The organism is Paracoccus ravus (assembly GCF_004522175.1).
GTDB lineage: Bacteria > Pseudomonadota > Alphaproteobacteria > Rhodobacterales > Rhodobacteraceae > Paracoccus > Paracoccus ravus.
The window spans coordinates 198,319-224,371 of sequence record NZ_SDEB01000003.1 but is presented as its reverse complement, the minus strand read 5'-3'; the positions used below and the strand labels follow the sequence as shown (position 1 = coordinate 224,371).

The 26,053-nt window shown below is 62.9% G+C and carries 23 protein-coding genes; 12 read left to right on the top strand and 11 right to left on the bottom strand.

Annotation, left to right across the window (positions count from 1 at the left end; genetic code table 11):
* Positions 1–2 precede the first annotated feature (2 nt).
* Genes ESZ60_RS04430 through ESZ60_RS04420 form a run of 3 tightly spaced genes read left to right on the top strand, consistent with a single transcriptional unit; the run spans position 3 to position 2,863 of the window.
* Positions 3–542, top strand: a complete 540-nt coding sequence (locus ESZ60_RS04430; protein WP_134679205.1) for a TRAP transporter small permease — start codon at positions 3–5, stop codon at positions 540–542.
* Positions 539–1,816, top strand: a complete 1,278-nt coding sequence (locus ESZ60_RS04425) for a TRAP transporter large permease (RefSeq protein WP_134679204.1) — start codon at positions 539–541, stop codon at positions 1,814–1,816. Before ESZ60_RS04430 ends, ESZ60_RS04425 begins: the two co-directional genes overlap by 4 nt.
* Positions 1,817–1,849: 33 nt before the next feature.
* The gene (locus tag ESZ60_RS04420; protein WP_134679203.1) at positions 1,850–2,863 is read left to right on the top strand and encodes a TRAP transporter substrate-binding protein; all 1,014 of its coding nucleotides are present in this window, start codon (positions 1,850–1,852) and stop codon (positions 2,861–2,863) included.
* Positions 2,864–3,738: 875 nt separating this feature from the next.
* On the opposite strand, the gene minE is transcribed toward ESZ60_RS04420, so the two are convergent.
* The 4 genes from minE to ESZ60_RS04400 form a co-directional block, all read right to left on the bottom strand.
* Positions 3,739–4,014, bottom strand: a complete 276-nt coding sequence (gene minE / locus ESZ60_RS04415; RefSeq protein WP_134679228.1) for a cell division topological specificity factor MinE — start codon at positions 4,012–4,014, stop codon at positions 3,739–3,741.
* A gap of 2 nt (positions 4,015–4,016) precedes the next feature.
* The gene (minD, locus tag ESZ60_RS04410) at positions 4,017–4,835 is read right to left on the bottom strand and encodes a septum site-determining protein MinD (protein ID WP_134679202.1); all 819 of its coding nucleotides are present in this window, start codon (positions 4,833–4,835) and stop codon (positions 4,017–4,019) included.
* Positions 4,836–4,858: 23 nt separating this feature from the next.
* Positions 4,859–5,617: a septum site-determining protein MinC gene (gene minC, locus ESZ60_RS04405; RefSeq protein WP_134679201.1), complete on the bottom strand. Its 759-nt coding sequence runs from the start codon at positions 5,615–5,617 to the stop codon at positions 4,859–4,861.
* A 72-nt stretch (positions 5,618–5,689) separates the two neighbouring features.
* Positions 5,690–6,373, bottom strand: a complete 684-nt coding sequence (locus tag ESZ60_RS04400; protein ID WP_134679200.1) for a TetR/AcrR family transcriptional regulator — start codon at positions 6,371–6,373, stop codon at positions 5,690–5,692.
* A 113-nt stretch (positions 6,374–6,486) separates the two neighbouring features.
* On the opposite strand from ESZ60_RS04400, the gene ESZ60_RS04395 reads away from it, so the two are divergent.
* The 5 genes from ESZ60_RS04395 to ESZ60_RS04375 are packed head-to-tail and all read left to right on the top strand — an operon-like array spanning position 6,487 to position 10,922.
* A complete protein-coding gene (locus tag ESZ60_RS04395) occupies positions 6,487–7,539 on the top strand; it encodes an ABC transporter substrate-binding protein (protein ID WP_134679199.1) in 1,053 nt (350 codons plus the stop codon).
* Between the two features lie 5 nt (positions 7,540–7,544).
* Positions 7,545–8,399: an ABC transporter permease gene (locus tag ESZ60_RS04390; protein ID WP_134679198.1), complete on the top strand. Its 855-nt coding sequence runs from the start codon at positions 7,545–7,547 to the stop codon at positions 8,397–8,399.
* Positions 8,399–9,169: an ABC transporter permease gene (locus ESZ60_RS04385; RefSeq protein ID WP_134679197.1), complete on the top strand. Its 771-nt coding sequence runs from the start codon at positions 8,399–8,401 to the stop codon at positions 9,167–9,169. Before ESZ60_RS04390 ends, ESZ60_RS04385 begins: the two co-directional genes overlap by 1 nt.
* On the top strand, positions 9,166–10,197 hold the full coding sequence (locus tag ESZ60_RS21815; protein WP_134679196.1) for an ABC transporter ATP-binding protein: 1,032 nt from the start codon (positions 9,166–9,168) through the stop codon (positions 10,195–10,197). Before ESZ60_RS04385 ends, ESZ60_RS21815 begins: the two co-directional genes overlap by 4 nt.
* Positions 10,194–10,922 carry an MBL fold metallo-hydrolase gene (locus ESZ60_RS04375; protein ID WP_134679195.1) on the top strand — a complete coding sequence of 243 codons (729 nt, stop codon included), beginning with the start codon at positions 10,194–10,196 and terminating at the stop codon, positions 10,920–10,922. The genes ESZ60_RS21815 and ESZ60_RS04375 overlap by 4 nt, the downstream gene beginning before the upstream one ends.
* Here the strand turns inward: ESZ60_RS04375 and ESZ60_RS04370 are convergent.
* From ESZ60_RS04370 to ESZ60_RS04340, 7 genes are all read right to left on the bottom strand, one after another.
* A complete protein-coding gene (locus ESZ60_RS04370) occupies positions 10,891–11,718 on the bottom strand; it encodes a hypothetical protein (RefSeq protein ID WP_134679194.1) in 828 nt (275 codons plus the stop codon). The genes ESZ60_RS04375 and ESZ60_RS04370 overlap by 32 nt on opposite strands.
* A 527-nt stretch (positions 11,719–12,245) precedes the next feature.
* The gene (locus tag ESZ60_RS04365; RefSeq protein WP_134679193.1) at positions 12,246–13,391 is read right to left on the bottom strand and encodes an iron-containing alcohol dehydrogenase; all 1,146 of its coding nucleotides are present in this window, start codon (positions 13,389–13,391) and stop codon (positions 12,246–12,248) included.
* Positions 13,388–14,776, bottom strand: coding sequence for an aldehyde dehydrogenase family protein (locus ESZ60_RS04360; protein ID WP_134679192.1), 1,389 nt, complete (start codon positions 14,774–14,776; stop codon positions 13,388–13,390). Before ESZ60_RS04360 ends, ESZ60_RS04365 begins: the two co-directional genes overlap by 4 nt.
* Before the next feature lie 11 nt (positions 14,777–14,787).
* Positions 14,788–16,146 carry a glutamine synthetase family protein gene (locus ESZ60_RS04355; protein ID WP_134679191.1) on the bottom strand — a complete coding sequence of 453 codons (1,359 nt, stop codon included), beginning with the start codon at positions 16,144–16,146 and terminating at the stop codon, positions 14,788–14,790.
* Positions 16,147–16,197: 51 nt separating this feature from the next.
* Positions 16,198–17,235, bottom strand: a complete 1,038-nt coding sequence (locus ESZ60_RS04350) for a TRAP transporter substrate-binding protein (RefSeq protein ID WP_134679190.1) — start codon at positions 17,233–17,235, stop codon at positions 16,198–16,200.
* 20 nt (positions 17,236–17,255) lie between these two features.
* Entirely contained in the window at positions 17,256–18,581 is a 1,326-nt protein-coding gene (locus tag ESZ60_RS04345; RefSeq protein ID WP_134679189.1) for a TRAP transporter large permease, read from the bottom strand.
* The gene (locus ESZ60_RS04340; protein ID WP_134679227.1) at positions 18,578–19,114 is read right to left on the bottom strand and encodes a TRAP transporter small permease subunit; all 537 of its coding nucleotides are present in this window, start codon (positions 19,112–19,114) and stop codon (positions 18,578–18,580) included. The genes ESZ60_RS04345 and ESZ60_RS04340 overlap by 4 nt, the downstream gene beginning before the upstream one ends.
* A gap of 201 nt (positions 19,115–19,315) precedes the next feature.
* Here ESZ60_RS04340 and ESZ60_RS04335 point away from each other — a divergent pair, with 201 nt between their 5' ends.
* From ESZ60_RS04335 to ESZ60_RS04320, 4 genes are all read left to right on the top strand, one after another.
* Positions 19,316–20,209: a MurR/RpiR family transcriptional regulator gene (locus ESZ60_RS04335; RefSeq protein ID WP_134679188.1), complete on the top strand. Its 894-nt coding sequence runs from the start codon at positions 19,316–19,318 to the stop codon at positions 20,207–20,209.
* Between the two features lie 109 nt (positions 20,210–20,318).
* Entirely contained in the window at positions 20,319–23,390 is a 3,072-nt protein-coding gene (locus ESZ60_RS04330; protein ID WP_245155572.1) for a response regulator, read from the top strand.
* The gene (locus tag ESZ60_RS04325) at positions 23,387–24,250 is read left to right on the top strand and encodes a CheR family methyltransferase (RefSeq protein ID WP_134679186.1); all 864 of its coding nucleotides are present in this window, start codon (positions 23,387–23,389) and stop codon (positions 24,248–24,250) included. Before ESZ60_RS04330 ends, ESZ60_RS04325 begins: the two co-directional genes overlap by 4 nt.
* Positions 24,240–26,051 (top strand): response regulator, encoded by a 1,812-nt coding sequence (locus ESZ60_RS04320; RefSeq protein ID WP_134679185.1) that lies wholly within the window; start codon positions 24,240–24,242, stop codon positions 26,049–26,051. The genes ESZ60_RS04325 and ESZ60_RS04320 overlap by 11 nt, the downstream gene beginning before the upstream one ends.
* Positions 26,052–26,053: the final 2 nt, after the last annotated feature.

The following is a 26,053-nucleotide window of genomic DNA, read 5'->3' as shown; positions in this document are numbered from 1 at the left end:
CAATGGTCAAATCCGCGATCGACCTGTTCTATCGCCTGCTCGACATCATCCTCGTCGTCCTGATCGGCGGCATGGCCCTGATGGTCTTTGTCAATGTCGTCATGCGCTACAGCATGAATTCGGGCATCCCGGTGACCGAGGAGCTGTCGCGCTTCTTCTTCGTCTGGCTGACCTTCATCGGCGCGGTCGTCGCCCATCGCCACAACTTGCATATGGGAATGGAGACCTTTGTCTCCATGCTCGGCAAGGGCGGGCGCAAGCTGATGATGGGTCTGTCGGACCTGATGATCATCGGCTGTTCGGCGGTGCTGTTCGTCGGCACATGGAAGCAGCTTCCGATCAACAATTCGATGACGGCGCCGGTTTCGGGAATCCCGATGTCCTGGGTCTATGGCACGGGCCTGTTCACCGCGACCTGCATCATCCTGATCACTCTTGAGCGCGTGATCCGTCTTCTGACCGGCAAGGTCAGCGACGCCGAGGTCGCCGCCTTCGCGGGCGAACGTCACAGCGCCGAAGAACTGGCGGAGCGCGCCCTATGACCCTTGTCGTCTTTATCGTCTCGCTCATCGGCGCGATGGCCATCGGCGTGCCCGTCGCCTTTGCCCTGATCTTCTGCGGCGTCATGCTCATGACCTATATGGGCATGTTCAACACGCAGATCATCGCCCAGAACATGATGATCGGCGCGGATACGTTCACGCTGCTCGCCATTCCCTTCTTCGTCCTTGCGGGGGAGTTGATGAATGCGGGCGGGCTGTCGAAACGCATCATCGACTTTTCGATCGCCTGCGTCGGCCATATCCGGGGCGGTCTGGGTTTCGTGGCGATCTTTGCCGCGATCATCATGGCCTCGATCTCGGGCTCTGCGGCGGCGGATACCGCAGCTTTGGCCGCGATCCTGATCCCGATGATGGCGAAGGCGGGCTATAACGTGCCGCGCTCGGCCGGGTTGATCGCCGCGGGCGGCGTCATCGCCCCCGTCATTCCGCCCTCGATGGCCTTCATCGTCTTCGGCGTCGCCGCGAATGTCTCGATCTCGAAACTGTTCATGGCGGGCGTGGTTCCGGGCATCCTGATGGGCCTGGTCCTGATGGCAACCTGGTCGATCGTCGCGGGCAAGGACAATGTCGAGACATTGCCGAAGGCTGGCTGGGCCGAGCGTGGCCGCGCTGCGTCCAAAGCGGTCTGGGCGCTTGGCATGCCGGTCATCATCCTTGGCGGAATCAAGCTGGGTGTGGTCACGCCGACCGAGGCCGCCGTCGTCGCCGCCTTCTACGCATTGTTCGTCGGCCTGTTCGTCTATCGTGAATTGAAGCTGAAGGACCTGCCCGCCGTGCTGCTTTCCGCAGGCCGGACCACGGCAGCGATCATGTTCCTCGTCTGTGCGGCGCTGGTTTCCGCCTGGCTCATCACCGCGGCGAACATCCCGAACGAGATCTCGTCCTATATCGAACCGCTGATCGACCGTCCCAAACTGCTGATGGCCGCGATCATGGTGCTGATCCTGATCGTGGGCACGGCTCTGGACCTGACGCCGACCATCCTGATCCTGACGCCAGTGCTCTTGCCGATCGTCGTCAAGGCCGGGATCGACCCGATCTATTTCGGCGTGATGTTCATCATGAATTGCTGCATCGGCCTCTTGACCCCGCCCGTGGGCGTCGTCCTGAACGTGGTCAGCGGCGTCGGCAAGATCCCCTTGGGACGTGTCATCACCGGCGTCTGGCCCTTCCTGATCGCCGAGGTGCTGGTGCTATTCCTGTTCGTCCTGTTCCCCGAGCTGATCACCATCCCGGCGAACTGGCTCTACTAATTACCGCTTTTCCATCACTTGGGAGGAAACCAAATGAAAAGCTCTGCACTCAAGGCCGTCCTGTTGGTCTCGACCGTTCTTGGCGCGGCGACCCCCGCCATGGCCGAGTTCCAGGACCGCAACTTCCGCGTTTCGAACGGCATCAACGAGGATCACCCGGTCAATAACGGCATGAAGGCCATGCAGGTCTGTCTGGACGAAAAGACCGGCGGCAAGATGAAGATGACCGGCTTCTGGGGCGGCGCGCTTGGCGGCGACCTGCAAGCAACCCAAGCGCTGCGCTCGGGCGTGCAAGAGGCCGTCGTGACCTCGTCTTCGCCGCTGGTCGGCATCGTTCCCGCACTCGGCGTCTTCGATCTGCCTTTCCTCTTCCGCAGCAACGAGGAAGCCTATGCCGTCATGGATGGCGAATTCGGCAACTTCCTGAACGAGAAGCTGGACGAGGCGGGCCTCGTGAACCTCGCCTATTGGGAAAACGGCTTCCGCAACGTCTCGAACTCGAAACAGCCGATCACCAAATGGGAAGACTTCGAGGGTCTGAAACTGCGCGTGATGCAGAACAACATCTTCCTCGACACCTTCTCGAACTTCGGCGCGAACGCGACGCCGATGGCTTTCGGCGAGGTCTTCTCGGCGCTGGAAACCAAGGCGATCGACGCGCAGGAAAACCCCTATGTCACGCTCGACACCTCGAAATTCTACGAGGTGCAAAGCTATGTCAGCGAGACCAAGCACGCCTATACGCCGTTCCTGTTCCTGTTCTCGAAAGCGATCTTCAACACCTACTCGCCCGAGGAACAGCAGGCCCTGCGTGACTGCGCCGCGGTCGGCCGTGACGAAGAGCGCAAGGTCATTCAGGACCTGAACAAGGCATCGCTGGCCAAGGTCGAGGCCGCCGGTCTGAAGTTCAACACCGTCGCCCCGGAAGAACAGGCCCGCATGCTGGAAAAATCGCAGGTCGTCTACGAGAAGCACAAGGCAGCGATCGGCGAGGATGTCGTCGATCAGGTCCAGAAAGCTCTGGAAGAGATCCGCGCCAAGAACTGAGGCCGGTACTGAGCCACTTCGCCGCGCTGTCTTTCTGGCAGCACGGCTCTCTTCCGGCGCCGTCCTTGTGACGGCGCCGTTTTCTGATCTGCGACAAAATGTGGCGCGTCATGCTCGGCAGGCGGAACAGGTCGATGCGGCGCTGAAGGGTCGCAGACACCAGACTTCATGCCCTTGCCGTTCTCGATCTCCCGCAGGGAGACGTCTTCTCGGCGGCGGTCGCAGATGGCCGAGCGGCGCGCCTCGGCCGGGCATGGGGACATTTATCGACAATGGGTCCATGATGGGGCGGGATTCACGGCCCACATTGCGCATCAAGACTATCTTGCAGCCCTTCTTTTGATCAGCTTCGCGACATTGGCGTCGCCCGGAGCACGCCTCCGCAGCTTGCCAGCAGAGCGGGGTCCGTTCCGGGAGAAGCCCTGCCAGTTCGGCGGCCCGGCCGGAGCCGGGATACACGATACTGGTAGATCGTTTCACGGCTGAGCTTGTGCGGAGCGATCAAGGACCAGCTTCGCTCAGATCCGGAAGCGGTTCGAATATGCGCCGCCAGCACTTGCGCACTGAAATGCCAGTAACCGTCCGATTGCGGCACATCGCAATCGTGCCACCAGTTGCACTTGAACTCAGGCCGTATCGCCGAACGATCTCGGCGTCTAGCCTGCCGAAGAGTGGCAATCCTGCGCCGCTCGTCAGGCGGCAAGTTTCTGAAGGCGCGCATCATGGCAGGCTCCTGAACTGCATCAGGACATCATGCCAAGGGCATTCCAGAGAAACTGCCAGTTAAATCCAGTAAGATCGGTACTTGCGTCACCGGCGTATCGGTCAAGGCCGACAAGCTGCCCAGCCCGCAAGAACCGTCAAAGGCTCCGCAATCAGGTGGCTGGCCTCCCGCGAAGTTTGCTGGCTCCGGGCAATTCGATGTTGATTTCGAGGCTGCTCAGTTCCTCACCGCGTTCCAGGGTGACTTCGACGGAATCCTGGCTGATCTCCATATGCCGGCGAACGACTTCGAGAATGTCGCGCTGCAGCAGCGGCAGAAAATCGGAACTCGTCCCGCCGGCGCGCTCATGCGCGAGCAGGATTTGCAACCGCTCCTTGGCGGTCTGGGCCGGGCTGGCCTTGCGAGGGCGGAAACTGATGCCGAACATGGTCATGCCGTCCGTTTCAAGAGACGCTGAAGGAAGCCCCGCTTTTCGGCCGGGTTGATCCGCATCTCGATCTGCTCGCCGACAAGGCGGCCAACTGCGTCCTCATAGGCCCGACCGGCAGGAGATTTGTCGTCCAGCACGACCGGCATGCCGACATTCGAGGCGCGCAAAACCGTGGTGCTTTCCGGGATGATGCCCAATAGCGGAATTGCCAGGATCTCGAGCACGTCCTCGACGCTCATCATCTCGCCGCCAGCGACGCGCTGAGGATCAAAGCGCGTCAGCAGCAATTGCGCCTTGACCGCGCGCCCATCCGCCTTTTCGGCAAGATAGGTCTTGCTGTTCAACAGCCCCAGAACCCGGTCGCTGTCGCGGACCGACGACACTTCGGGATTGGTGACGACGACGGCCTCATCGGCAAAATACATCGCCAGATGCGCGCCGCGCTCGATACCTGCCGGGCTGTCGCAGATGATGTAGTCGAATTCCTGGCGCAACTCGTCGAGCACGGCCTTGACGCCATCCTGCGTGAGAGCGTCCTTGTCGCGGGTCTGCGAGGTCGGCAGCACGAAGAGATTCTCGAGCCGCCGGTCCTTGATCAGCGCCTGTTTCAGCTTGGCGTCGCCCTGGATCACATTGATGAAATCGAACACGACCCGGCGCTCGCAACCCATGATCATGTCGAGATTGCGCAGCCCCACGTCGAAATCGACGACGACCGTCTTATGCCCGCGCATCGCGAGCCCGGCGCTGATTGCGGCAGAAGAGGTGGTCTTGCCCACACCGCCCTTGCCGGAAGTGACTACGATGACCTTGCTCACGAACGCTTCCTTTCGATGTGACGTTACTTCAGGGATTCCACGCAGAGCTTCTCGCCTTCGAGATAGATCTGCACGTTCTGCCTTGGGGTATCGGGACCCAATGTTTCACTGGTGCGGTAAAGCCCCGCGATCGCCAGCAACTCCGCATCAAGCGCATGGCAAAAGATCCGCGCCGCGCCATCGCCATTCACGCCAGCGAGCGCGCGGCCGCGCAGTCGGCCATAGATATGGATATTGCCGGTGGCGATGACCTCTGCCCCCGAACTGACCGAGCCGATCACCACCAGATCGCCGCGATCGGCAAAGACGGTCTGGCCGGAACGCACGGGCTGGGTGATCAGCTTAGTAGCAGCAGGCGGCGGCTCGGGTTCGGCTGCGAGCAGCTTGACCGGGCGAGCGGATCTGGCCGGAGACCGGCTCACACGTTCGATCGGGACATCCCGCCCTCCGGGCAGGACGATCAGGCCCGCAGCAAGTGCCGCCGATGCCTGCTCTGCGGTGGCATTCTGCGCGGCAAAGACCGACAGACGCCGCCGGCGCAATTCGGCGACCAGCGCGGAAATCGCCTCGGGGCTGGCGACCGAACTGTGTTCAAGATCGATGACCAGCGGCGCATTCTCGAAAAACAGCGGCGTTTGCCGCAGCTTCGCATCCAGCGCATTGTAGAAATTGGCATCCGCCGCGCCCTCCAGATGCAGCGCAACCGCTGTCAACGAGCGGCCTCGGATCTGGATCGGCTTGACCGTCGCGCCTTCGCGCTCATCCGCTTTTGGTGCCTGCACGCCCTGTTCCTGCTCGGTTTCTTGGCGCACGCTTCTGTGGCGCGCGTCTGGCTCTGAGACATTTAATATGTCTCAGCCCCGGGGCGCAATTACAATCCCGGCTTGCATGCCTTCGGCGGGTTCATGCCGCCGCTCTGGTTCTTCACTGGCGATCAGGCTGGTGACGGTGACGAGTTGGGCGCGAAGCCGCTGGTGCAACCTTTCCAGGCTCTGCCCTTCGTCCAGCGCAAATTCGGTGAAAAGCGCGTTCAGGTCGTTGAAGACCAAGCCCCCCAACGCCGCGCTGTCCAGCGATGGGCGGATATCGCCCCGCGCCTGGAGCACGGCGATGAGACGGCGAACCTGCGACGCCAGCGCCGCGTCAAGTTCACGATAGCGCCGCGAGAACGGTGCCTCGGGCTGCTGGATCGAGATGGCCATCGCCTGCCGCCACATGCGCTTGGTCAGATAGATCAGCGAGTGGTCATAGTAGCCGTGGATCAATGTTTCGAAAGCCCCAAGCGCGGTTTCCGGCGGGGCAATTAGCACCTCTTCGCCCTGCGCAAGCACTTCTTCGACCTCCATCGAGACGATTGCCAGAAGCAGATCGGCCTTGTTCTCAAAGTAATTGTAGAAGGTTCCGACCGAAACCTCGGCACGTTGCGCAATCGCATCGATCCGCGCGGCATCGAATCCCATCTGCCCAAAGAGTGCGCTGGCGGCCGCGAGAATTCGCCTTTTTCGATCCGCCTTCTGCCTTTCGCGCAGCCCTGCCATCCCGACCCCGTCTTTCCGTTAAATTATCATTGACTGTAAAAATGAACTCATTCAACTTTTTTCCAAGGCCCCCGCAGAGGTTGCCCTTTTTCCCGACAGGAGAGTTGACGACGATGAAGAAAACCGCCCGCGCCGCCATCTTGCTTGCGACCGCGCTCGTCCCCGTCTCGGCCCAGGCCGCCCAAGAACTCAATGCTCTGATCTGGTGCGATCATGGCGATCCCGCCTTGCTCGAACCCTTTGAAAAAGCCCATGATGTCAAGGTCAACATCAAGGAATACCAGGGTACGGCCGAGGCTCTGACGATCCTCGAGCAGTCCCGCCCCGGAGATTGGGACGTGATGGTGATCGACGCCGTCGATGTCGGGCGTGCGGTCGACCGGGGCATTTTGGCCCCCCTGCCCGCTGACGCGCTTCCGACGGCCGATTTCTTTCCCGAACTGGTCATGGAATCGCATAACAGCCGCGACAGCGTCATCTATGCCGTGACCGACAAGTTCGGCTATAACACCATTGCCTATGACAAGACCAAGGTAGAACCCGCCGACATGGCCAGCCTGAAGGCCTTGTGGTCGGAGAAATATGCCGGTCGCATAGGTCTTTATGATTATTACCTGCCGATGCTGGGGCTGGTCGGGATCGCGCAGGGTGTTCCGACCAGCGCACTTGGCGCGGAGAAGATCGAGACGCTGCGCGATCCGCTGATGGCGCTGAAAAAGAACACCAAGCTGGTCGCCGATGTCGTCGGCAGCCAGACCGCTTTGGCCACGGGCGAGGTCGATATCCTGCTGGGCGGCGGCGAGTTTCTGACCGCGACGCTGCATGCCGAGAACCCCAATCTGGACTGGACCATCCCGACCGAGGGCGCGGCGCTCTGGGCGCAATCCCTTGCCGTGTTGAAGGATTCCGGACAGCCGGAACTGGCGCTGGAATTCGTGAAATACGTGACCTCGCCCGAGGGGCAGGCGCGGCTCGCGACCTCGTCCTGCTACTGGGGCATGCCCGCGAATGCCAAGGCCGGCGAGCACCTGAGCGCCGAGCAGAAGGCGGTGCTGCGCTGGGACGAGCAGGCCGAATACCTGAAGCGCGCCCAGCTCTACCCGATCCCCAGCGCCGAGGATGACGCGGCAATGCAGGATCTCTGGACCGACATGCTGCAGAACTAAGCGCCATGAGCATCGAGCGTATCGAACGCAGACAGGGGGCGGCCTTGGTCGCCCCCGCAATGCTCTGGACCCTCGCGTTTTTCCTGCTGCCCTTCCTCGCGATGATCTGGATGAGCCTCTCGCATCTCGAAGGCCGCGAGGTGGTCAGCGGGCCGGGGCTCGAGAATTACCAGCGCATCTTCACCGATCCCTCGCTGCGGCGCGGGATCTGGGTCTCGCTGCAGATCTCGGCGGTGGTCACGGTGATCTCGGTGATCCTAGCCTGGCCGCTGGCCTGGATCATCGCGACCCGCGTCCCCGAGAAATGGCGCAGGCTGGCGCTGCTGCTGGCCGTCCTGCCCTTCTGGACCTCATATGTCGTGCGCTCCTATTCTTGGGCGCTGGTGCTGGGCGAGAACGGGCTGATCATGCAAAGCCTGATCGGCGCGGGCCTGCTGGAGGCGCCGATCCAGATCATGGCGACGCGCAGCGCCACGATCATCGGCTTCGTGCATTTCTTCACCATGCTGCTGACGCTGACGATCTATTCGAACCTCGTGCAACTTCCGCCGAACTATGCCCGCGCGGCAGAGGATCTGGGCGCGTCGCGCTGGCAGGTGATCCGGCTGGTCATCCTGCCCCTGACCCTGCCCGGCATGGTCACGGGGGCCTTCCTGACCTTCGTCCTGTGCATCGGCGACTACATCACCCCGCAGATCCTCGGCGGGAATTCGGAACTGACCCTGCCGCAGCTCATCATGCTGCAACTGGGGCGGCGCGGGGATTACCCGATGGCCTCGGCGCTCGCGGTGGTGCTGATGGTGCTGGTCACGCTGGCCTATGCCGCCTGCGCGCGCTGGCTCAGGATGGAGCGGGTCTGATGCGTTTTCTTTCATGGGCCTATCTCGGCCTGATGTTTCTTTTCATCCTGCTGCCGGTGCTGGCACTGGTGGCCTTCTCGTTTCAGGACGGTCGCCTGCCGGTCCCGCCCCTCAAGGGCGTCACGCTAGAATGGTATGCCAAGGTTCTGGCCGACCGCGATTTGATGGCCGCCTTGTGGCACAGCTTCCTCGTGGCCTTCGGTTCTTCTGCCATGGCCTTGCTCTTGGGCTTCCTCGCGGCCTCGGGTCTGGCGCGGGCGGTTCTGCCCGGCTCGGCTTTGATGCGCGGCCTGCTGATCGCCCCGCTGACGGTCAGCTACCTCATCATCGCGCTGGGGCTCTTGCAGGTCTTCAATGCGACCGGGGTGCGGCCCTCGCTTTTCGCGACCGGGATCGGGCATGTGGTGATCAACCTGCCGCTCTGCTTCTCGATCATCTATGCCGCGATGGGCGAGCACCAGCGCAGCGCCCTGCGCGCCGCGCGCGATCTCGGCGCGCGGGAATGGCAGGTACTGGCGCTGGTCTCGGCGCCGACGCTGGCCCCGGCGCTGGCCGCGGCCTTCTTCCTGTCGGTGACCTTCAGCTGGGACGAGTTCATCATCGCCTTCCTGCTGACCCGCTTCGAGGTCACCTTGCCGGTCGAGATCTGGTCCATGCTGCGCTCGGGCCTCTCGCCCGCGACCAATGCCATCGGCTCGCTGGTGTTCCTCGTCTCGGTCGCCATCCTGCTGGCGCTTGAATTCACCCTGTTCAGAAAGTCCCGGCCATGACCGCCGATGTCCATTTCGATTCCGTCCGTCACCGTTTCGGCAAGTTCACCGCGCTGCATCAGATAGACCTGAAGATCGCGGCGGGCGAGTTCATCGTGCTGCTCGGTCCCTCGGGCTGCGGCAAGACCACGCTGCTCTCGATCCTCGGCGGTTTCGTCACCCCGACCGAGGGGCGGATTCTGATCGGCGGCAAGGACATGACCCATGTCCCGCCGCGCGAGCGCCCGACCACGACCATGTTCCAGGATTACGCGCTGTTTCCGCATATGAGCCTGCTCGACAATGTGGGCTTCGGCCTCAGGATGCGCGGAATCGGGCGCGGCCCCCGCCGCGACCGCGCGCAGGAGATGCTCGACATGGTCGGCCTTGGCGACAAGGCCGCGCGCCGCCCGCATGAATTGTCGGGCGGCCAACGGCAGCGGGTGGCGCTGGCCCGTGCGCTTGCCGTCTCGCCCGAGGTGCTGCTGCTCGACGAGCCGCTCGGCGCGCTCGACCTGAAGCTGCGCCGCCAGATGCAGGAGGAGTTGAAGGCGATCCAGCGCCGCCTCGGCACGACCTTCGTCCATGTCACCCATGATCAGGAAGAGGCCATGGCCGTCGCCGACCGTATCGTGGTGATGAATCACGGCAGGATCGAGCATTGCGGCACGCCAGAAGAGGTCTATCTGCGCCCACAAAGCCTGTTCTCAGCCGGTTTCATGGGCGAGATGAACCGCATTCCGGCCCGCGCCGGGGCGCAGGGCGTCGAGACCCCCCTCGGCCCCCTGCCGCTTGCGATGGAGGGCGCGCGCGGCGTCCTGTGCCTGCGTCCCGAAAGCATCGGGCTTGCCGGGGAATTGCCGCTCGGCCCGGCGCGGCTGGTGGAATCCGCCTTTTTCGGCATGCATCACCGCTGCCATTTCCAGCCGCTGGCCGCGCCCGATCTGCGGCTGGTCGCGCATCTGGCGCAGGGCGCGCAGCCGCAACCCGGCGCAGAACTGCCGCTTTATGCCAGCAATGCCGTGATCCTGCCCGAGGAACCCGCATGAGACGCATCCCGCCGCAGGACTGGTATCGGACCCGGCGGGTCGGCGACGATATCACTTGGATCGACGAGCCCCATATCCGCGAATTCTATCGCTGCAATATATGGCATGTGCGCGGCCGCGACCGCGACATGCTGGTCGATAGCGGCATGGGCGTGGTCAGCCTGCGGCAATGGGTGCCGCTGGTCACCGAAAAGCCCCTGGACGCCGTGGCCAGCCATACCCATTTCGACCATGTCGGCTGCCATCATGAATTCGACTGCCGCCTCTGCCACGCGGCCGAGGCCGATATCCTCGCCGCACCCTCGCGGGCCGCAACGCTGGCCGATCCCTACGTGACCGATAACATATTCGACGCCCTGCCGCCCGCGCCCTACTGCTCGCAAAGCTATGGCGTCACGCCCGCCCCCGCGACGCGGCTTCTGGCCGATGGCGATCTCATCGATCTGGGCGACCGCAGCTTCGAGGTGATCCACACGCCCGGCCATTCCCCCGGCGGTATTGCGCTTTGGGAAGAGTCCAGCGGAGTGCTGATCTCGGGCGATATCCTCTATGACGGGCCGCTGATCGAGGATTGTTACCATTCCGACGCCGCCGATTATATCGCGTCGATGCGGCGGTTGCTGGCCTTGCCGGTGCGGGTCGTCCATGGCGGGCATTTTCCGTCCTTTGACGGCGCACGTCACCGCGAGCTCATCACGGATTGGCTGGTCTTACGGAATCGGTGACGACTGGCTGATCTGCGATGTCGAACCCCTCCATCGCCCAGACATAGGCCCGCGCATCGGTGCGAAAGGTCCAGATCCGGCCGGACCCGATATCAATGATCGCCGTCACGATCGTGGACCATAAAATCGACAGCACGATTCCCGCCAACTGGCCCTTGCGATTGGTCAGACCGAATTGATAGCCGACCGTCGCGCCGCCCAATATGCTCATCACCAGCAGCAGCAGAACCAGCTGCGCGGGCAGCTTGTAGCCCATCGCAAGCCGCACCCGCGTCGTCGCGTCGAAGGCATTGTTCAACGCATTCATCAATGAAGTGACCGGTGGCGTCGGACTTTCCGCGACTCGCTGTTCCAGACTGGTCCAGATCCGTGCCTGCAATTGGTCCGTAGCCGCCGTCACCTCGGCCAGTTCTGCCGAATGAGGCTCGGCGCGGATGAAGCGATAACGCAGGGCAAGATAAGCCTTGAGGTCCTCGGTGATGGGACCGGCCTGCGCGCCGCCAACGGCTTCGGCCTGCATCAGGGCGGTGCCGATGGCATTGACCTCTTCGAGGCCGGAATTCATCCGTGTCTCTTGCCGGGATGTCGCATTCGAGAGGTTCAGAGCCAGCACGAAGGCCAGCAGGCTCAGCACGCTGCCGACGACAAGCGTCGCACCCTCATCCGCGCCCTCGCCGATGATTTTGCGACGGTGCCGACCGATCAGCAGCCCCAATTCAAAGAAGACGATCAGCCCCAGCAACAATCCGCCGACAAAGATCAACGGATTGCGTTCAATAATTGAAAGCAGGGTCACTTCGACCTCATCCCGAGCCTGTTCCTGCGGCCAAGATAGCGGCCCTTTGGCAAACGGCAAGTGGGCGGGCAGGCTCTGAGAGCCCGGTTAGCGTCCGACCTTTTCAAGACCCATGCGGTTTGGGGTCGGCATGGCTGCCATCGGCAAGGACCTAGCGCGATTTGCGAGAGGCCACTGGGATGGCTTTCAGCAGGTCTGCCCGCGCCCCGTAACCCTGAATATCCGCGTCGTGCACGGAAATGGGGCGACAAAAAAACGGCGGTTCCGGCCCGTGATCCGCTTGCCGGCGTCATCGCGACGTATTTCATCTCGCCGAGAAAAGCGAAGGGGAGCGCTCGGCAGCAGACGCCACTCTCATCCACCTGTCGCGCCATAGAGGACTGCATCGAGCATGTCGCGCAGATCGTCTCGCGCCGACCAATCTTCCGACCGGTCGGCTACGGGGTCGTCATCAGACCCCATGCGCCTTGCTCACATCGCTTGCGCGACCAATGCGCTGACCTTGTTCACCGAATTTTGGTTCCGCCTCAGAGGCAGAGTTCGAACAAGGCGCGGGTATTCTCGCGCGTCATCTCGACGGGATTGCCGCCGCAGGACGGGTCCTCCAGCGCCATCTCGGTCAGTTCATCCAGCCGATCCGCCGTCACGCCAAGCGCGGTGAGGCTTGCCGGGATGCCGAGTTCATCTCGAAGCTCCATCACCCGCGCGCGGAACCCGTCAAAGCCTCCCGCAATGCCCAGATAGGCGGCGGCCTGAGCAAGTCGAGAGTCGATGGCCGAACGGTTGAAATCCAGCACCATGGGCATGACGACCGCATTTGTGGTGCCGTGATGCGTGCCGTAAACCGCACCGACCGGATGGCTCAGGCTATGGATCGCGCCAAGTCCCTTCTGGAAGGCGACCGCGCCCATCGCGGCGGCGGCCATCATCTGGGCGCGTGCCTCAAGATCATCCGGTTTGGCATAGGCGCGGGGCAGGTATTCATTGACGAGACGCATTCCCTCCAGCGCGATGCCCTGGCTCATCGGGTGGAAGAACGGGCTGCAATAGGCCTCGAGGCAATGGGCAAATGCGTCCATCCCGGTTCCGGCGGTGATCGCGCCAGGCATGCCCACGGTCAGTTCCGGGTCGCAGATCGTGACCGAGGGCATCAGTTTGGGGTGGAAGATGATCTTTTTCTTATGGGTCGCGGAATTGGTCAGGACCCCTGCCCGCCCCACCTCGGAGCCCGTCCCCGCCGTCGTCGGCACGGCTATGATCGGCGCGACTTTCGACGCATCGGCGCGGGTCCACCAGTCGCCGATATCCTCGAGATCCCAGACCGGGATGCTTTGCCCTACCATCAGGGCGACCAGCTTGCCCAGATCCAGAGCCGAGCCGCCGCCAAAGCAGACCACCCCGTCATGCCCGCCCGCCTTATAGGCCGCGATGCCCGCCGCAAGGTTGTGCTCGTTCGGGTTGGGATCGACCTCGCTGAAGATCGCGCGACCAAGCCCTGCGCCCTCCAGCACATCCAGAGCCGCCGCCGTGATCGGCAGCGCGGCCAGCGCCTTGTCGGTGACGAGCAAAGGGCGCGCAATGCCCGTGGCCCTGCACTGCTCGGCAAGTTCCGCGATGCGGCCCGCCCCGAATTTGACTGCGGTCGGATAGGACCAATTGGCGCGCAAGCTCATGTCGTGACCTTTTTCAGATGGTAGGATTTCGGCCGCGTCACCGAGAGGTAACCGAGCGCCGAGAGCGCGGCCCCCCGCCCGGTATCCTTGCAGCCCGTCCAGCAAAGCGCCGGGTCGAGATAGTCGCAGCGGTTCATGAAAACGGTGCCGGTCTCGAGCCGCGCGCCAATCTCCGAGGCCGCCTCGGGATCGGCGGTCCAGATCGAGGCCGTCAGCCCGTAATCGCAGTCATTCATCAGCGCGATGGCCTCATCGTCACCCGAAACGGGCATGATGCCGACCACGGGGCCGAAGCTTTCCTCGCGCATCACCCGCATATCGTGATGCACATTCACGAGGATCTGCGGCGCAAGATAGGCCCCGCCATCGTCCGCCGGGAAAGCCTCCGGATCGATGAGCGGTATCGCGCCATCGGCAATGGCGTCCGCGATCTGGCTGCGGACGACCTCGGCAAAGCGGCGATGCGCCATCGGACCCATCGTCGTCTCGGGGTCGAAGGGATTGCCAAGCCGCTGCGCCTTGACCCAAGTGACCGCCTTTTCGACAAAGGCGTCATATAGGGTCTCATGGACATAGATGCGCTCGATGCCACAGCAGCATTGGCCGCTATTGAACATCGCGCCATCCATCAGCCCATCGACCGCCGCATCCAGATCAGCATCGGCGCGAACATAGCCGGGGTCTTTACCCCCCAGTTCCAGCCCGGTCGCGGTGAATGTCCCTGCCGCCGCGCGCTCGATCGCCTGCCCGCCTTTGACCGAGCCGGTGAAATTCACGAAACCGAAGCTGCGGGATGCGATCAGCTCTTCGGTCGTATCGTGATCCAGAACCACATTCTGGAACACGCCCTCTGGGATTCCGACCTGCGCCATAGCTTCGGCGATGCGTTCACCAGCCAGAAGGGTCTGGCTGGCATGTTTCAGGATCACCGTATTTCCCGCGATCAGCGCCGGAACGATCGTGTTGAGCGCGGTCAGAAACGGATAATTCCAAGGCGCAATGACAAAGACGACCCCGACAGGTTCGCGCCGGATTTCGCGGCGGAAGCGGTCACTCTCTTCGACCACGGTCGGAGCAAGGGTGTCTTCGGCGATGCTTGCCATATAGTCCGCGCGCTCGTTTACACCCCCGAATTCGCCACCATAGCGGATGGGGCGACCGATCTGCCCGGCAAGTTCCTGTACGATGTCAGCTTTCATGCGATTGAGAGTCTCGATGCCGGCTTGGACCAGCCCGATGCGCTCCGCCAAGGGCCGCGCCGCCCATTCGCTTTGTGCGGCGCGCGCGCGGGCGACGGCATCCTGCGCCTCGATGGCGGACAGGACCGGGCGCTCGGCATAGACCTCGCCATTGACGGGGGAAATCAGCTTGATTGTCTGGGTCATCTCATCCTCGTTCAGGCGCGCTCGAAGCCACGGGAAACCTCCCAATCGGTCACGACGCGGTTCTGTTCCTCAAGCTCCCAATGGGCGGCATGCAGATAATGCTCGACCACCTCATCGCCGAATGCCGCGCGCAGCATGGCCGAGCCGTTCAGCGTCTCGGCGGCTGCGCCAAGGGTTTTGGGAATCTCGCGGGCGGCCTGCGCGCCATAGATGTCGCCCGAGACGGCGGACTCCAATTCCATACCCTTTTCGATCCCATCGAGACCCGCCGCCAGAAGCGCGGCGCAGGCCAGATAGGGGTTCAGGTCCGAGCCGCCGATGCGGCATTCGACGCGGATCGCGCGGCTCTCCTCGCCGCAGACGCGGAAACCGGCGGTGCGGTTGTCGATGGACCAGACCGCGCGGGTCGGCGCGAAAAGCCCGGTCACGAAGCGCTTGTAACTGTTGACATATGGCGCAAGGAAATAGGTCAACTCGCGCGCACGGGTCAGTTGTCCGGCGAGGTAGCTTTGCATCAGCCTGGACATGCCATGTGGCGCGTCCGGGTCATGAAAGGCATTCGCCCCGTCCCGGAACAGCGACTGGTGGACATGGCTCGACGAGCCCGCCTTGCCATGGGCGTATTTCGCCATGAAGGTCGCGGATTGGCCGTGAAGTTGCGCGATTTCCTTGGTGGCCGATTTGACGATGACATGCATGTCTGCCGTATCCATCGCGTCGGAATATTTGACATTGACCTCGTGCTGCCCGGCCTCAGCCTCGCCCTTGGTATTCTCGACCGGGATGCCCGCGCCATAAAGCCCATTGCGCAAGGCGCGCATCAAGGGTTCCTCGGCAAAGGTCCCTGTCAGCCCGTAATCGACATTGAAGCGGGCGGTCGGGACAAGGCCGCGATAGCCGTCGTCGAAAAGCTCCTTGTAGCCCTTGGTGAAAAGGAAGAACTCCAGCTCGGTCGCCATCATCGGCGTGAAGCCCATGGCCTCGGCGCGATCAATCTGGCGGCGCAGGATATTGCGCGGGGCATGAGGGACGGGCGCGCCGTGATGGTCGTAAAGATCGGCCAGACAAAGCGCCGTACCCGGAGACCAAGGCACGCGGCGCAGCGTCGCAAGATCGGGCTTCATCACGTAATCGCCATAGCCCGAGGCCCAGCTGGTCGCCTTGTACCCCTGCACCGTCTCCATTTCGAGATCGGTCGCCAGAAGGTAATTGCAGCAATGAGTCTCATGCGGGTTTTCGATGAAATGCTGGGCATGGAAGCGCTTACCCATCAGGCGGCCCTGCATGTCGATCAGGGCAACCACGACGGTATCCACCTCGCCACTGGCAACAGCGGCTTTCAGGGCATCGAAATCAAGATTGGCAGGCATTCTTCACCTTTGAATTCGGGCGCGCCAAAGCGGCGCGTCCCTTGGGCCAGGTCACGCGTCACGATAGGGCGGACCGGCCTTGGTCATCGAGTCGTTATATTCCTTGATCTTGGCGACGACTTTCGCCTTGATCTCTGATTCTGCGGCGATTTCGTCCCAGAATTCCTTGGCTGCTGCCTCGACCGTCGCCCATTCGGCGGCGGGGATGGTGGTCAGCTTCATCTTGTCGCCGGTGACGCGCAACTTGGCCTCTCCGGCCCAATACCAGTGTTGGCGGTAGTAGTGCGACTGGTCGAAGACCGCCTTCATCAGTTCCTTGAGGTGATCGGGCACCTCGTCCCAGCGTTTCTGATTGGCGAAGAAATGCCCGATCCACGCGCCCGAGATGCTGTTCGTCAGGAAATGCCCGGTCGCCTCGGCCCAGCCGACGGTGTAATCCTCGGTGATGCCGGACCATGCAACGCCGTCAAGCTCGCCGGTCTGCAGGGCGACCTCGATATCCTCCCAGGGCAGGGTGACAGGCACGACGCCGAATTTTGCAAGGAAGCGCCCGGCTGTCGGGAAGGTAAAGACGCGCTTGCCCTTGAGATCTTCGAGGCTGTTGATCGGCTGCTTGGTCGCGAAGTTGCAGGGGTCCCACGACCCGGCCGAGATATGCTGGATGCCCTGCTTGGCATATTCCTCCTTCCAGATCTCATCGAGCCCGTAATGGTTGAAGAGCGCCGGCACATCGAGCGAGTAGCGCAGCGCGAAGGGGAAATAGCCGCCAAAGACGGTGACCTCGGTCGGGCTCGCCATGCTGTCATCGTCGGATTGCACCGCGTCGATCGTGCCGTTCTGCATGGCGCGGAACAGTTCGGCCGTGGGCACGAGCTGGTCGGCATAGAAGAGCTCGATCTCCATCTGGCCATTGGCGATCTTGTTGAAGGCGTCGATCGCGGGCTTGCAGACATGCGCGCCGAGCGTCGCCCCGGCATAGGTCTGCATCCGCCATTTCAGGGGCGCGCCCTGTGCGATGGCAGGCGCGGCAAGCGCGCTGGCACCGGCCGCAAGCGCGCCCGAGGTCAGGAAAACTCGTCTGGTCGTCATCTTCATTCTCCCTGTTGGTTTTATTGTCCGTAGATCGAATGCGGCAGCCACATGGCGATGCCGGGAAAGGCGATGACCAGCACCAAGGTCAGCAGCATGATCATCACGAAGGGCAGGACCGAGCGGTAGATCACGCCCAAGGTGAAATCGCTCGGGGCCATGGCGCGCATCAGGAACAGGTTATAGCCGAAGGGCGGCGTCAGATAGGCGATCTGGCAGGTGATGGTATAAAGGATGCCGTACCAGACCAGATCGAATCCTAGGCTGCGCGCCAAGGTCACATAGATCGGCGCGACGATGACCAGCATGGCGGTATCGTCAAGGAACATCCCCATGATCAGGAACGAGGCCTGCATCAGCAGCAGCACCTGCAGCGGCGTCAGGTGCATTTCCTGCAGGAACAGGTTCTCGATGGCCCGGCCCGCGCCCAAGCCGTCAAAGACCGCGCCGAAGCTCAGCGCCGCCATGATGATCAGCATGAACATGCAGGTGATGGCGAGGGTCTGGCGCGTGGCGACCTCGAAGACCTGCTTTGTGAAGCGGCCCTTGATGATGGCGGCGGCGACAGCGGCAAGCGCGCCGATCACGCTGCTTTCGGTAAGCGATGTCCAGCCCTTGACGAAGGGGATCATCATCGCGGCAAAGATGACCAGTGGCAGAATGCCCGACCGCAGCAGCGCGAAGCGCTCGGGCCAGGTGATTGCGGCGCGCTCCTCGGCGGGCAAGGGAGGGGCAAGCGCCGGGTTAAGCTTGGTGCGGATCAGGATATAGACGATGAACAGCGCGGCCATCAGCAGTCCCGGACCGATGCCTGCCAACCAAAGCTGGCTGACGGGTTGGCGCGCGATCAGCGAATAAAGCACCAAGACGACCGAGGGCGGGATCAGGATGCCAAGGCTCGACCCGGCCTGGATCACCCCCGAGATCATCGGCTTGTCATAGCGCTGCTTGACCAGTTCGGGCAGAGCGATGGTGGCACCTATCGCCATGCCCGCGACGGAAAGCCCGTTCATCGCCGAGATCATCACCATCAGAAGGATCGTCCCGATGGCAAGCCCCCCCGGCAAGGGACCGAACCAGACATGGAACATCCGGTAGAGATCCTCGGCGAGGCGCGATTCCGACATGACATAGCCCATGAAGACGAACATCGGCAGCGTCAGCAGCGCGTTCCACTTCATCACCTTCATCACGGCGGAAAAGCCCATATCCGTCCCGCCCGGCCCCCAAAGCGCCAGCGCCGCGACCACCGCGACAAAGCCGATCGCGCCAAAGACCCGCTGCCCCGTGATCATCATCAGGAGCATGGTCGAGAACATCAGCGTGGCGATCAATTCGTAGCTCAACGACCGACCCCGCCCTTGAACGGCAGGGGAATATCGACACCCCGGATGATCGCGACGTCCCGGATCAGATGCGCAACCGCCTGCAAGAGCAGCAGGAAGAAGGCCAAAGAGATCACCAGCTTGATCGGCCAAAGCGGCGGCCGCCATGCGCTGGGGGCGCGTTCGCCGATGCTCAGGCTATAGGCGGTGGAATCGACCGCCCCCCAGAGCATCACCCCAAGATAGAAGATCAGGCAAAACACGGTGAACATGTCACAGACCGCCTGCCGCCGCACCGGCATCCGCGCATAAAGCAGGTCCATTCGCACATTCGCGCCCATCTGCATCGAATAGGGCGCACCCAGCAGATAATAGGCGACGAGCGTGAACTGAGCCATTTCCAGCGTCCAGAGCGACGGAACCTTCAGGATCTTCGTCACCGAGGACCACAGCAAAATCCCCATGATGACAAACAGCAGATACATCGCCAGCCGACCGACGCGATAATTCAGCGCCTCGATGCGCCTGACATAGGCGATGGCCCAGCCCGGCATCATGCCTCTCCCGAACGGGCCGGCACGGACAGACCGCGACTCCCGAACCATGAAATCCCGAAAAATGACGCAAGATCAGACATTCGGCGCTCCCCAGCGGGTTCAGGCTGGCGCAGGGCCGCAGGCTCTGTCAATATTTTTTCAGAGTTCGCCAGTGCTGTTACGATCTTAACCACCAGCGCGGCCGGAGGGACAAGCGCGATGCCTCAGGATGCGGCCGGTTCCGAACAGATCGAGCAGCGCATCACCGCGCGCTATGACCTGCTCAGCCCGGCCGAGCGGCTGTTGGCCGACCACCTCATGCGCCATTATCCGGTTGCGGGCCTTTTCTCGATGCCGCATCTGGCCAAGGAGGCTGGCATTTCGACCCCGACCGTTCTGCGGCTTGTCCAGAAACTGGGCTTCCGCGGCTATCCCGATTTCCAGAGCCAGTTGCGTCACGAGGTCGAGACAAGGCTGGAATCCCCCCTCGCCAAGCATGAGCGCTGGACCCAAGGCGTGCCGGGCAGCCATATCCTCAACCGTTTTGCGGATGCGGTTCTGGCCAATCTGACCTCCACGCTGGGCCGGATCGACCATGCCGAATTCGATGCCTGCGCCGATCTTCTCGCCGATCCGCAACGCCAGCTGCGGGTCACCGGCGGGCGGATCACCCATGCGCTCGCGGATTATCTGGTGCGCCAGCTTGGCATCGTGCGGCCGGGGGTGGCGGCGCTCCCGGCACTGTCCTCGGCCTGGCCCCCGGCGCTTCTGGATCTCAGGCGCGGTGACGTGCTGATCGTCTTTGACATCCGACGCTACGAATCCGGGGTCCTGCAAATCTGCGAGCTCGCCGCCGATTGCGGGGCCGAGATCGTGCTGTTCACCGACCCCTGGACCAGCCCCGTAGCGGATCTGGCCCGCTTTCGGTTTTCGGCCCAGATCGAGGTTCCCTCGGCCTGGGACAGCACCGTGGCGCTGCTGGTTCTCGTCGAGACCTTTCTGGCCGCCGTGCAAGAGCGCAACTGGCCCACGACTCGCGACCGGATGGAGCGCCTGGAAGTGCTCTATGCACAGGCCCGGCTCTTCCGGCGCGGGCGCGGCAGCCGGGGATGACCTAGGGTCAGTTTGGAACTTCCTGACGAAATGTCGCGTTTGGTCGGGTTGCCATATAATGGTGATCGGTTCATTCAGAAGACCGAATATTCGACAGGAGCAGAACAGCGTGAACCCGATCGCCGAGCGAGCCCTTTATCCCGTCATCATCGCGGGAACCATTCTGGTGTTTACGCTCGACGTCATGTTGCCGCTCGGCACGGCGATCTGGCTCATCTACCTGTTCCCGCTGGTGCTGTCTTTTGCCTCGCGCCGTGCTTGGGTTCCTGTCGCCGTCGCACTGACCTTGATTGTGCTCACGACGATCGGCTTTTTTCAGGCCCGGGACGGGATCGACCCGACCGTGGCCGCGCTGAACCGGCTGCTGGCCAGCGTCATCATCCTGCTTCTCGGTGCCGCGGGGCGGGCACTGATCCTGAGCCGCACGGCATTGGCCGAAGCCTCATGGATCCAGCGCGGACAGGTCGAGACGGCGCGCCTGCTACAGGGCGATCATGACATTCCCGAGCTTGGCAGCCGGGTGCTGCGCGACCTTGCCAACCGCTTCGAGGCCCGGGCCGCCGTCGCCTATGCCGATTGTGGTCACGGGTTCAGCCGCATCGCCGATTGGGGCGCGGATCAGTCGCGCCTGCCCGAGGTGCTTTCCCGCTCCGACGGCCACCTGCAGCGCGCCATCGACGAGAACCGCATCTTGACCATCCAGGGCACCGCCGAAGAGGCGCTGGGATGGACCAGCGGCCTGATGCGCGGCAAGGCCGCCTATTCCATCCTGTTGCCGCTTCACGAATCCGGCAAGGTGAATGGTGTCATCGAGCTTGGGCTGGACCAGCCGCCCGGAGCGCGGCACCTGGAATTGCTGGAACGCGTCGGCGAAAAGATCGGAATCGCGCTGCGCTCGGCGCGGTATCGCGAAGAACTGGGCGAACTGCTCGAAGAAAGCCGTCGTCAGGCCGAAGAGCTTGCGGCCACGAATGAAGAACTCGAAGAGCAGACCCATGCCTTGCAGGAAAGCGAAAGCCGCCTCTCCCTGCAGCAGGCCGAACTCGAGCAGCAGAACGCCCAGCTTGAAAACCAGACCCAGCAGCTTGAGGAACAGCGCGACGCGCTTGCCCAATCGCGTCGGCAACTGGTCGTGCAGGCCGAGCGCCTGGAACGCGAAAGCCGCTACAAGTCCGAATTCGTCGCCAATATGTCGCATGAGTTGCGCACGCCGCTGAACGCGCTGCTGATCATGGCCAGGCTTCTGGGCGAAAACCGCAGCCGCAACCTGACCGACGAACAGGTTCGCTGGGCCGATACGATCGAAAGCGCGGGACAGGATCTGCTGACGCTGATCAATGACATTCTCGACCTGGCCAAGATCGAGGCCGGTCGTCTGGATGTGAGCCTCGAGGCTGTTTCGCCCAGTGACATGATCTTGCGGCTCGTGCGCAAGTTCGAGGCCCAAGCCCGCGAGAAAGGGCTTGAGCTGAAGGTCGAGATCGAACCCGGCCTGAGCGAGATCCAGACCGACCCCGCACGCCTGGACCAGATCCTGCGCAATTTCATGTCGAACGCGTTGAAATTCACCGATCATGGCGGCATCACGCTGCGCGCCAACCGTCAGGGCGACGACCTGACCTTTGCCGTGAGCGATACGGGCATCGGCATCGCCCAGGCAGAGCAGGACAGCGTCTTCGAAGCTTTCCATCAGGCCGATGGAACGATCTCGCGCAAATATGGCGGAACCGGGCTCGGGCTTTCGATCTCGCGCGAGTTGGCGGGGCTGCTGGGCGGACGGATCAGCCTGGAGAGTCAGCCGGGCAAGGGCAGCACCTTCGCAATTTCGGTGCCCCGCGATCCGGCGGGAGCGGCTGAGCGTGCGGCGCCACCCTCGCCCCCTGCTCCGAGACCTGCCCCGCGACCTGCGACGACAATGCCCGCGCCGGTCAACCTGCAGGCCGAACCCGCCGCGATCGAGGGGATCGAGGATGACCGGACCAATCCCGATGCCGGTCGGACGATCCTTATCGTCGAGGACGACGCGCGCTTTGCCCGTCTGGTTCTGGACGTGATCCGCGAACTGGGCTTCAGCGGCATCGTCGTGGGAACGGCGGATGACGCGGTGCGCGCGGCCCATCGCTATCTGCCGCTTGGCATCGTTCTGGACATGGGCCTGCCCGATCACACCGGCCTGTCGGTTCTGGACCGTCTGAAACGGGATGTCGCGACAAGGCATATCCCCGTCCATGTCGTCTCGGCCAATGACTTCACCCGAGATGCGCTTTCGCAAGGCGCGGTGAGCTACCTCGTAAAGCCGGTCGAGCGGGCCGCGCTCAGCCGGATGATCCGCGATCTGGGCGAACAGAATGCCCGGCCGATGCGTCGGGTGCTGATCGTCGAGGACGACCCCGCCCAGCTGGACGGGCTGAAATCCCTTCTGGGCAATGAGCATGTCGAAACCATCGGCGCGACGACCGCGGCCGAGGCGCTGGCGGCCTGCCGGGAATCCAGCTTCGACTGCATCGTTCTGGACATGACGCTGCCCGATGCCTCTGGCTTCGACCTGTTGGAGCAGTTGCATGCCGACGAGAACAGCGCCTTTCCGCCGGTGATCGTCTATACCGCCCGGGCACTGGACGGCGATGAGGAATTGCGCCTGCGCCGCTATTCGCAATCCATCATCATCAAGGGGGCGAAATCCCCCGAGCGGTTGATCGACGAGGTGACGCTGTTCCTGCATCAGGTGGTCTCGGACCTGCCGCCGCGCCAGCGCGAGATGCTGACGACCTCGCTCAGCCGCGACAACCTGCTCGAGGGACGCCGCATCCTTGTCGTCGAGGATGACATCCGCAATGTCTATGCCCTGACGGGGATCTTCGAGCCGCATGGCACCGAGGTCCAGATCGCCCGCAACGGACGCGAGGCGCTCGAGATTCTGGGCCGTGTGGCCGATGGGGGCGCGCCCCCGATCGACCTCGTGCTGATGGACGTCATGATGCCCGAGATGGACGGGCTGACCGCGACCCGCGAGATCCGCAAGATCGAGCGCTGGCGTTCCCTGCCGATCATCATGCTGACCGCCAAGGCGATGGCGGATGATCAGGCCCAATGCCTTGCGGCAGGTGCAAACGACTATCTTTCGAAGCCCATCGAAATCGGCAAGCTGTTGTCGCTTGCCCGTGTCTGGATGCCGCGATGAACACGATGCCGGTCCCGACCCAATCGGTCGATCAGATCGAAATGGACCTGTTCCTCGAGGCGCTCCATCGACGTTACCATTACGATTTCCGGTCCTACTCCCGCGCTTCGCTGGTGCGTCGCGCCGAGGTCGTGCGGGAAAGGCTGGGATGCGAAACGCTTTCGCAGGTCCAATCCCGGCTGCTGCACGATCCCGCGGTTCTGCCCGAAGTGATCGACGCCATGACGGTGCAGGTCAGCGAATTTTTCCGCGACCCGGCCTATTACCGCGCGCTGCGCCATGACGTGCTGCCGCATCTGCGAACCTTTTCTTCGCTCAAGGTCTGGGTCGCGGGCTGCGCCAATGGCGAAGAGCTTTACTCCATGGCGATCCTCTTTCGCGAAGAGGGGCTTCTGGACCGCACGATCTTCTATGCCACCGAGATCAACCGCCGCGCGCTCGCCAAGGCGGCTGCCGGCATATACGAGATCGACCGGCTTCCGGGATTCTCGGCGAACTACCAGAAGGCGGGGGGTCGGGCCTCGCTCTCTGATCATTACACCGCCGCCTACGGTCACGCCGCTTTCGACCGCAGCTTGCGAAATCGCGTGGTTTTCAGCGAGCATGATCTGGCGACCGACGAGGTGTTTTCAGAGGTTCACCTCGTCTCCTGCCGCAACGTACTGATTTATTTTGACGACAAGTTGCAGAACCGCGCGCTTCGGCTATTTTCGGACTCGCTGGTGCGGGGCGGCTTCCTGGGACTTGGCGCGCATGAGACGCTGCGCTTCTCGGATCATTCGGCCGCCTTCTCGGCCTTCAACGAGAGGGAACGTATTTGGCGTCGCAGCGCCCATCAAGAGGTTCAACATGCCACATAATCCGATCCGCTTTCTCATCGTCGACGACATCCGCGAGAACATGATCGCGCTAGAGGCCCTGCTGCGCCGCGATGGGCTGGTAATGGATTTCGCGTCTTCGGCCGCCGAGGCCCTGGAACTGATGCTGGTGCATGATTACGCGCTGGCCTTTCTGGACGTGCAGATGCCCGAGACGGATGGATATGAGCTGGCCGAACTGATGCGCGGCGCCGAGCGGACCCGGGGGATACCGATCATTTTCGTGACCGCCGCGGATCGCGACGAAAGGCGGCATTTCCGCGGCTATGAGGCGGGCGCGGTCGATTATATCTTCAAACCGCTGGACCCCCTCGTGCTGAAATCCAAGGCCGAGGTGTTTTTCCGCATCGGCCAGCAGGCCCGCGAGCTTGCCCGCCAGCGTGACGAATTGCGGGTCATTGCGCATCACCGCGATATCGCCATCTCGCGCCTCAAGGCCCATGCCGATAATTCTCCGCTTGCGCTGGTCGAATGCGATCCCGGCCTGACCATCCGGGCCTGGTCCAAGGGTGCCGAGCGGATGTTCGGGCTCGACGCCCCGCAGATGCTGGGACGCAGAATTGGTGCCTGCAACTGGCTCGACCCCGATGCGGCGGCCATGCTTGAAAGCTGGCTCAACAGCGACAGCCCCGCCCCGCGTCACAGCGCCGAAGTTCTTGCCGTGACCGCCGATGGCGACAGCCTGAATTGCGAACTCCACGGCTCGATCCTGCAGGACCCCGTCGATGGCAATCTGTCGCTGTCGCTCCAGATCCTCGACATCACCCAGCGGCGCCGCGCCGAAGAGGTCCGCAACCTGCTGGTCGGCGAGTTGAACCATCGCATCAAGAACACCTTGGCCAATGTTCAGGCCATCGCGCGTCAGACCCTGCGGCAATCCGCGGATCTGGCCGGGTTCGAGCGCGGTTTTACTGGTCGGCTGCTGGCATTGTCGCGCGCCCATTCGATCCTGTCGGATATCAACTGGACCAGCGCGCCGCTGGATCAGCTGATCGATGAACTGGTGCGCAGCGGCACGCTTGATGCCGCGAGACTGCACCGCAAGGGTCCGGCGGTGCAGCTTTCCCCCGAAAACACGCTCAGGCTCGCCCTGAGCCTGCATGAATTGGGCACGAATGCTGCTAAATACGGCGCGCTTTCTGTCCCCGAGGGCGAGGTCCGCCTGCAATGGGAAATCAGACAGGGCCGGTTGGTCCTGACCTGGCGGGAATCGGGCGGGCCGACGGTGGTTCCTCCCTCGCGCAGCGGCTTTGGCTCGACGCTGATTCAGGCCAGCGCCGGAGGCGATGCCGATACAGTCCAGGTTGAATGGCGTCCCGAAGGGGTGGTCTGGACCATCACCCTGCCGCATGGTTTTTCGACCACGACCAGCACCTGCACCGCCGCAGCGGAAAGCTCGGCCCGCCCGCAGGCGGGATCACGCGAACTGGGCGGACAAAACGTTCTGGTGGTCGAGGACGAGCCCCTGGTCGCGCTTGATATCAGTCACGAGTTGAAAGCCGCCGGGGCAGGCCGCATCGATATCGCCCGGACCATCGGTCAGGCCTTGAGCGCCATTGAAACCGGACCCCAGATCGATCTTGCCCTGCTCGATGGCAACCTTTCCGGCGAGCCGGTGGACCGTGTCGCCAGCGCCTTGAGCAGTCGGCAGATCCCTTTCTGCTTCGTCTCGGGCTATGGACGTCAGCATCTACCGCCGGATTACCCGAATGCGCCAGTGATCGAGAAACCGTTTCGCGCGGATACCTTGGTGCCCGTGTTGACGGGCCTGATCCGAGGCTGAAG

Bases quoted from the DNA above. Each gene is read 5' to 3' on its own strand.
- ESZ60_RS04365 (WP_134679193.1), bottom strand. From the start codon at position 13,391: ATGAGCTTGCGCGCCAATTGGTCCTATCCGACCGCAGTCAAATTCGGG.
- ESZ60_RS04385 (WP_134679197.1), top strand. From the start codon at position 8,399: ATGCGTTTTCTTTCATGGGCCTATCTCGGCCTGATGTTTCTTTTCATC.
- ESZ60_RS04335 (WP_134679188.1), top strand. From the start codon at position 19,316: ATGCCTCAGGATGCGGCCGGTTCCGAACAGATCGAGCAGCGCATCACC.
- ESZ60_RS04320 (WP_134679185.1), top strand. From the start codon at position 24,240: ATGCCACATAATCCGATCCGCTTTCTCATCGTCGACGACATCCGCGAG.
- ESZ60_RS04425 (WP_134679204.1), top strand. From the start codon at position 539: ATGACCCTTGTCGTCTTTATCGTCTCGCTCATCGGCGCGATGGCCATC.
- ESZ60_RS04360 (WP_134679192.1), bottom strand. From the start codon at position 14,776: ATGACCCAGACAATCAAGCTGATTTCCCCCGTCAATGGCGAGGTCTAT.
- ESZ60_RS21815 (WP_134679196.1), top strand. From the start codon at position 9,166: ATGACCGCCGATGTCCATTTCGATTCCGTCCGTCACCGTTTCGGCAAG.
- ESZ60_RS04325 (WP_134679186.1), top strand. From the start codon at position 23,387: ATGAACACGATGCCGGTCCCGACCCAATCGGTCGATCAGATCGAAATG.
- ESZ60_RS04375 (WP_134679195.1), top strand. From the start codon at position 10,194: ATGAGACGCATCCCGCCGCAGGACTGGTATCGGACCCGGCGGGTCGGC.
- ESZ60_RS04390 (WP_134679198.1), top strand. From the start codon at position 7,545: ATGAGCATCGAGCGTATCGAACGCAGACAGGGGGCGGCCTTGGTCGCC.
- ESZ60_RS04420 (WP_134679203.1), top strand. From the start codon at position 1,850: ATGAAAAGCTCTGCACTCAAGGCCGTCCTGTTGGTCTCGACCGTTCTT.
- ESZ60_RS04430 (WP_134679205.1), top strand. From the start codon at position 3: ATGGTCAAATCCGCGATCGACCTGTTCTATCGCCTGCTCGACATCATC.
- minE (WP_134679228.1), bottom strand. From the start codon at position 4,014: ATGTTCGGCATCAGTTTCCGCCCTCGCAAGGCCAGCCCGGCCCAGACC.
- ESZ60_RS04400 (WP_134679200.1), bottom strand. From the start codon at position 6,373: ATGGCAGGGCTGCGCGAAAGGCAGAAGGCGGATCGAAAAAGGCGAATT.
- ESZ60_RS04340 (WP_134679227.1), bottom strand. From the start codon at position 19,114: ATGCCGGGCTGGGCCATCGCCTATGTCAGGCGCATCGAGGCGCTGAAT.
- ESZ60_RS04350 (WP_134679190.1), bottom strand. From the start codon at position 17,235: ATGACGACCAGACGAGTTTTCCTGACCTCGGGCGCGCTTGCGGCCGGT.
- ESZ60_RS04395 (WP_134679199.1), top strand. From the start codon at position 6,487: ATGAAGAAAACCGCCCGCGCCGCCATCTTGCTTGCGACCGCGCTCGTC.
- ESZ60_RS04355 (WP_134679191.1), bottom strand. From the start codon at position 16,146: ATGCCTGCCAATCTTGATTTCGATGCCCTGAAAGCCGCTGTTGCCAGT.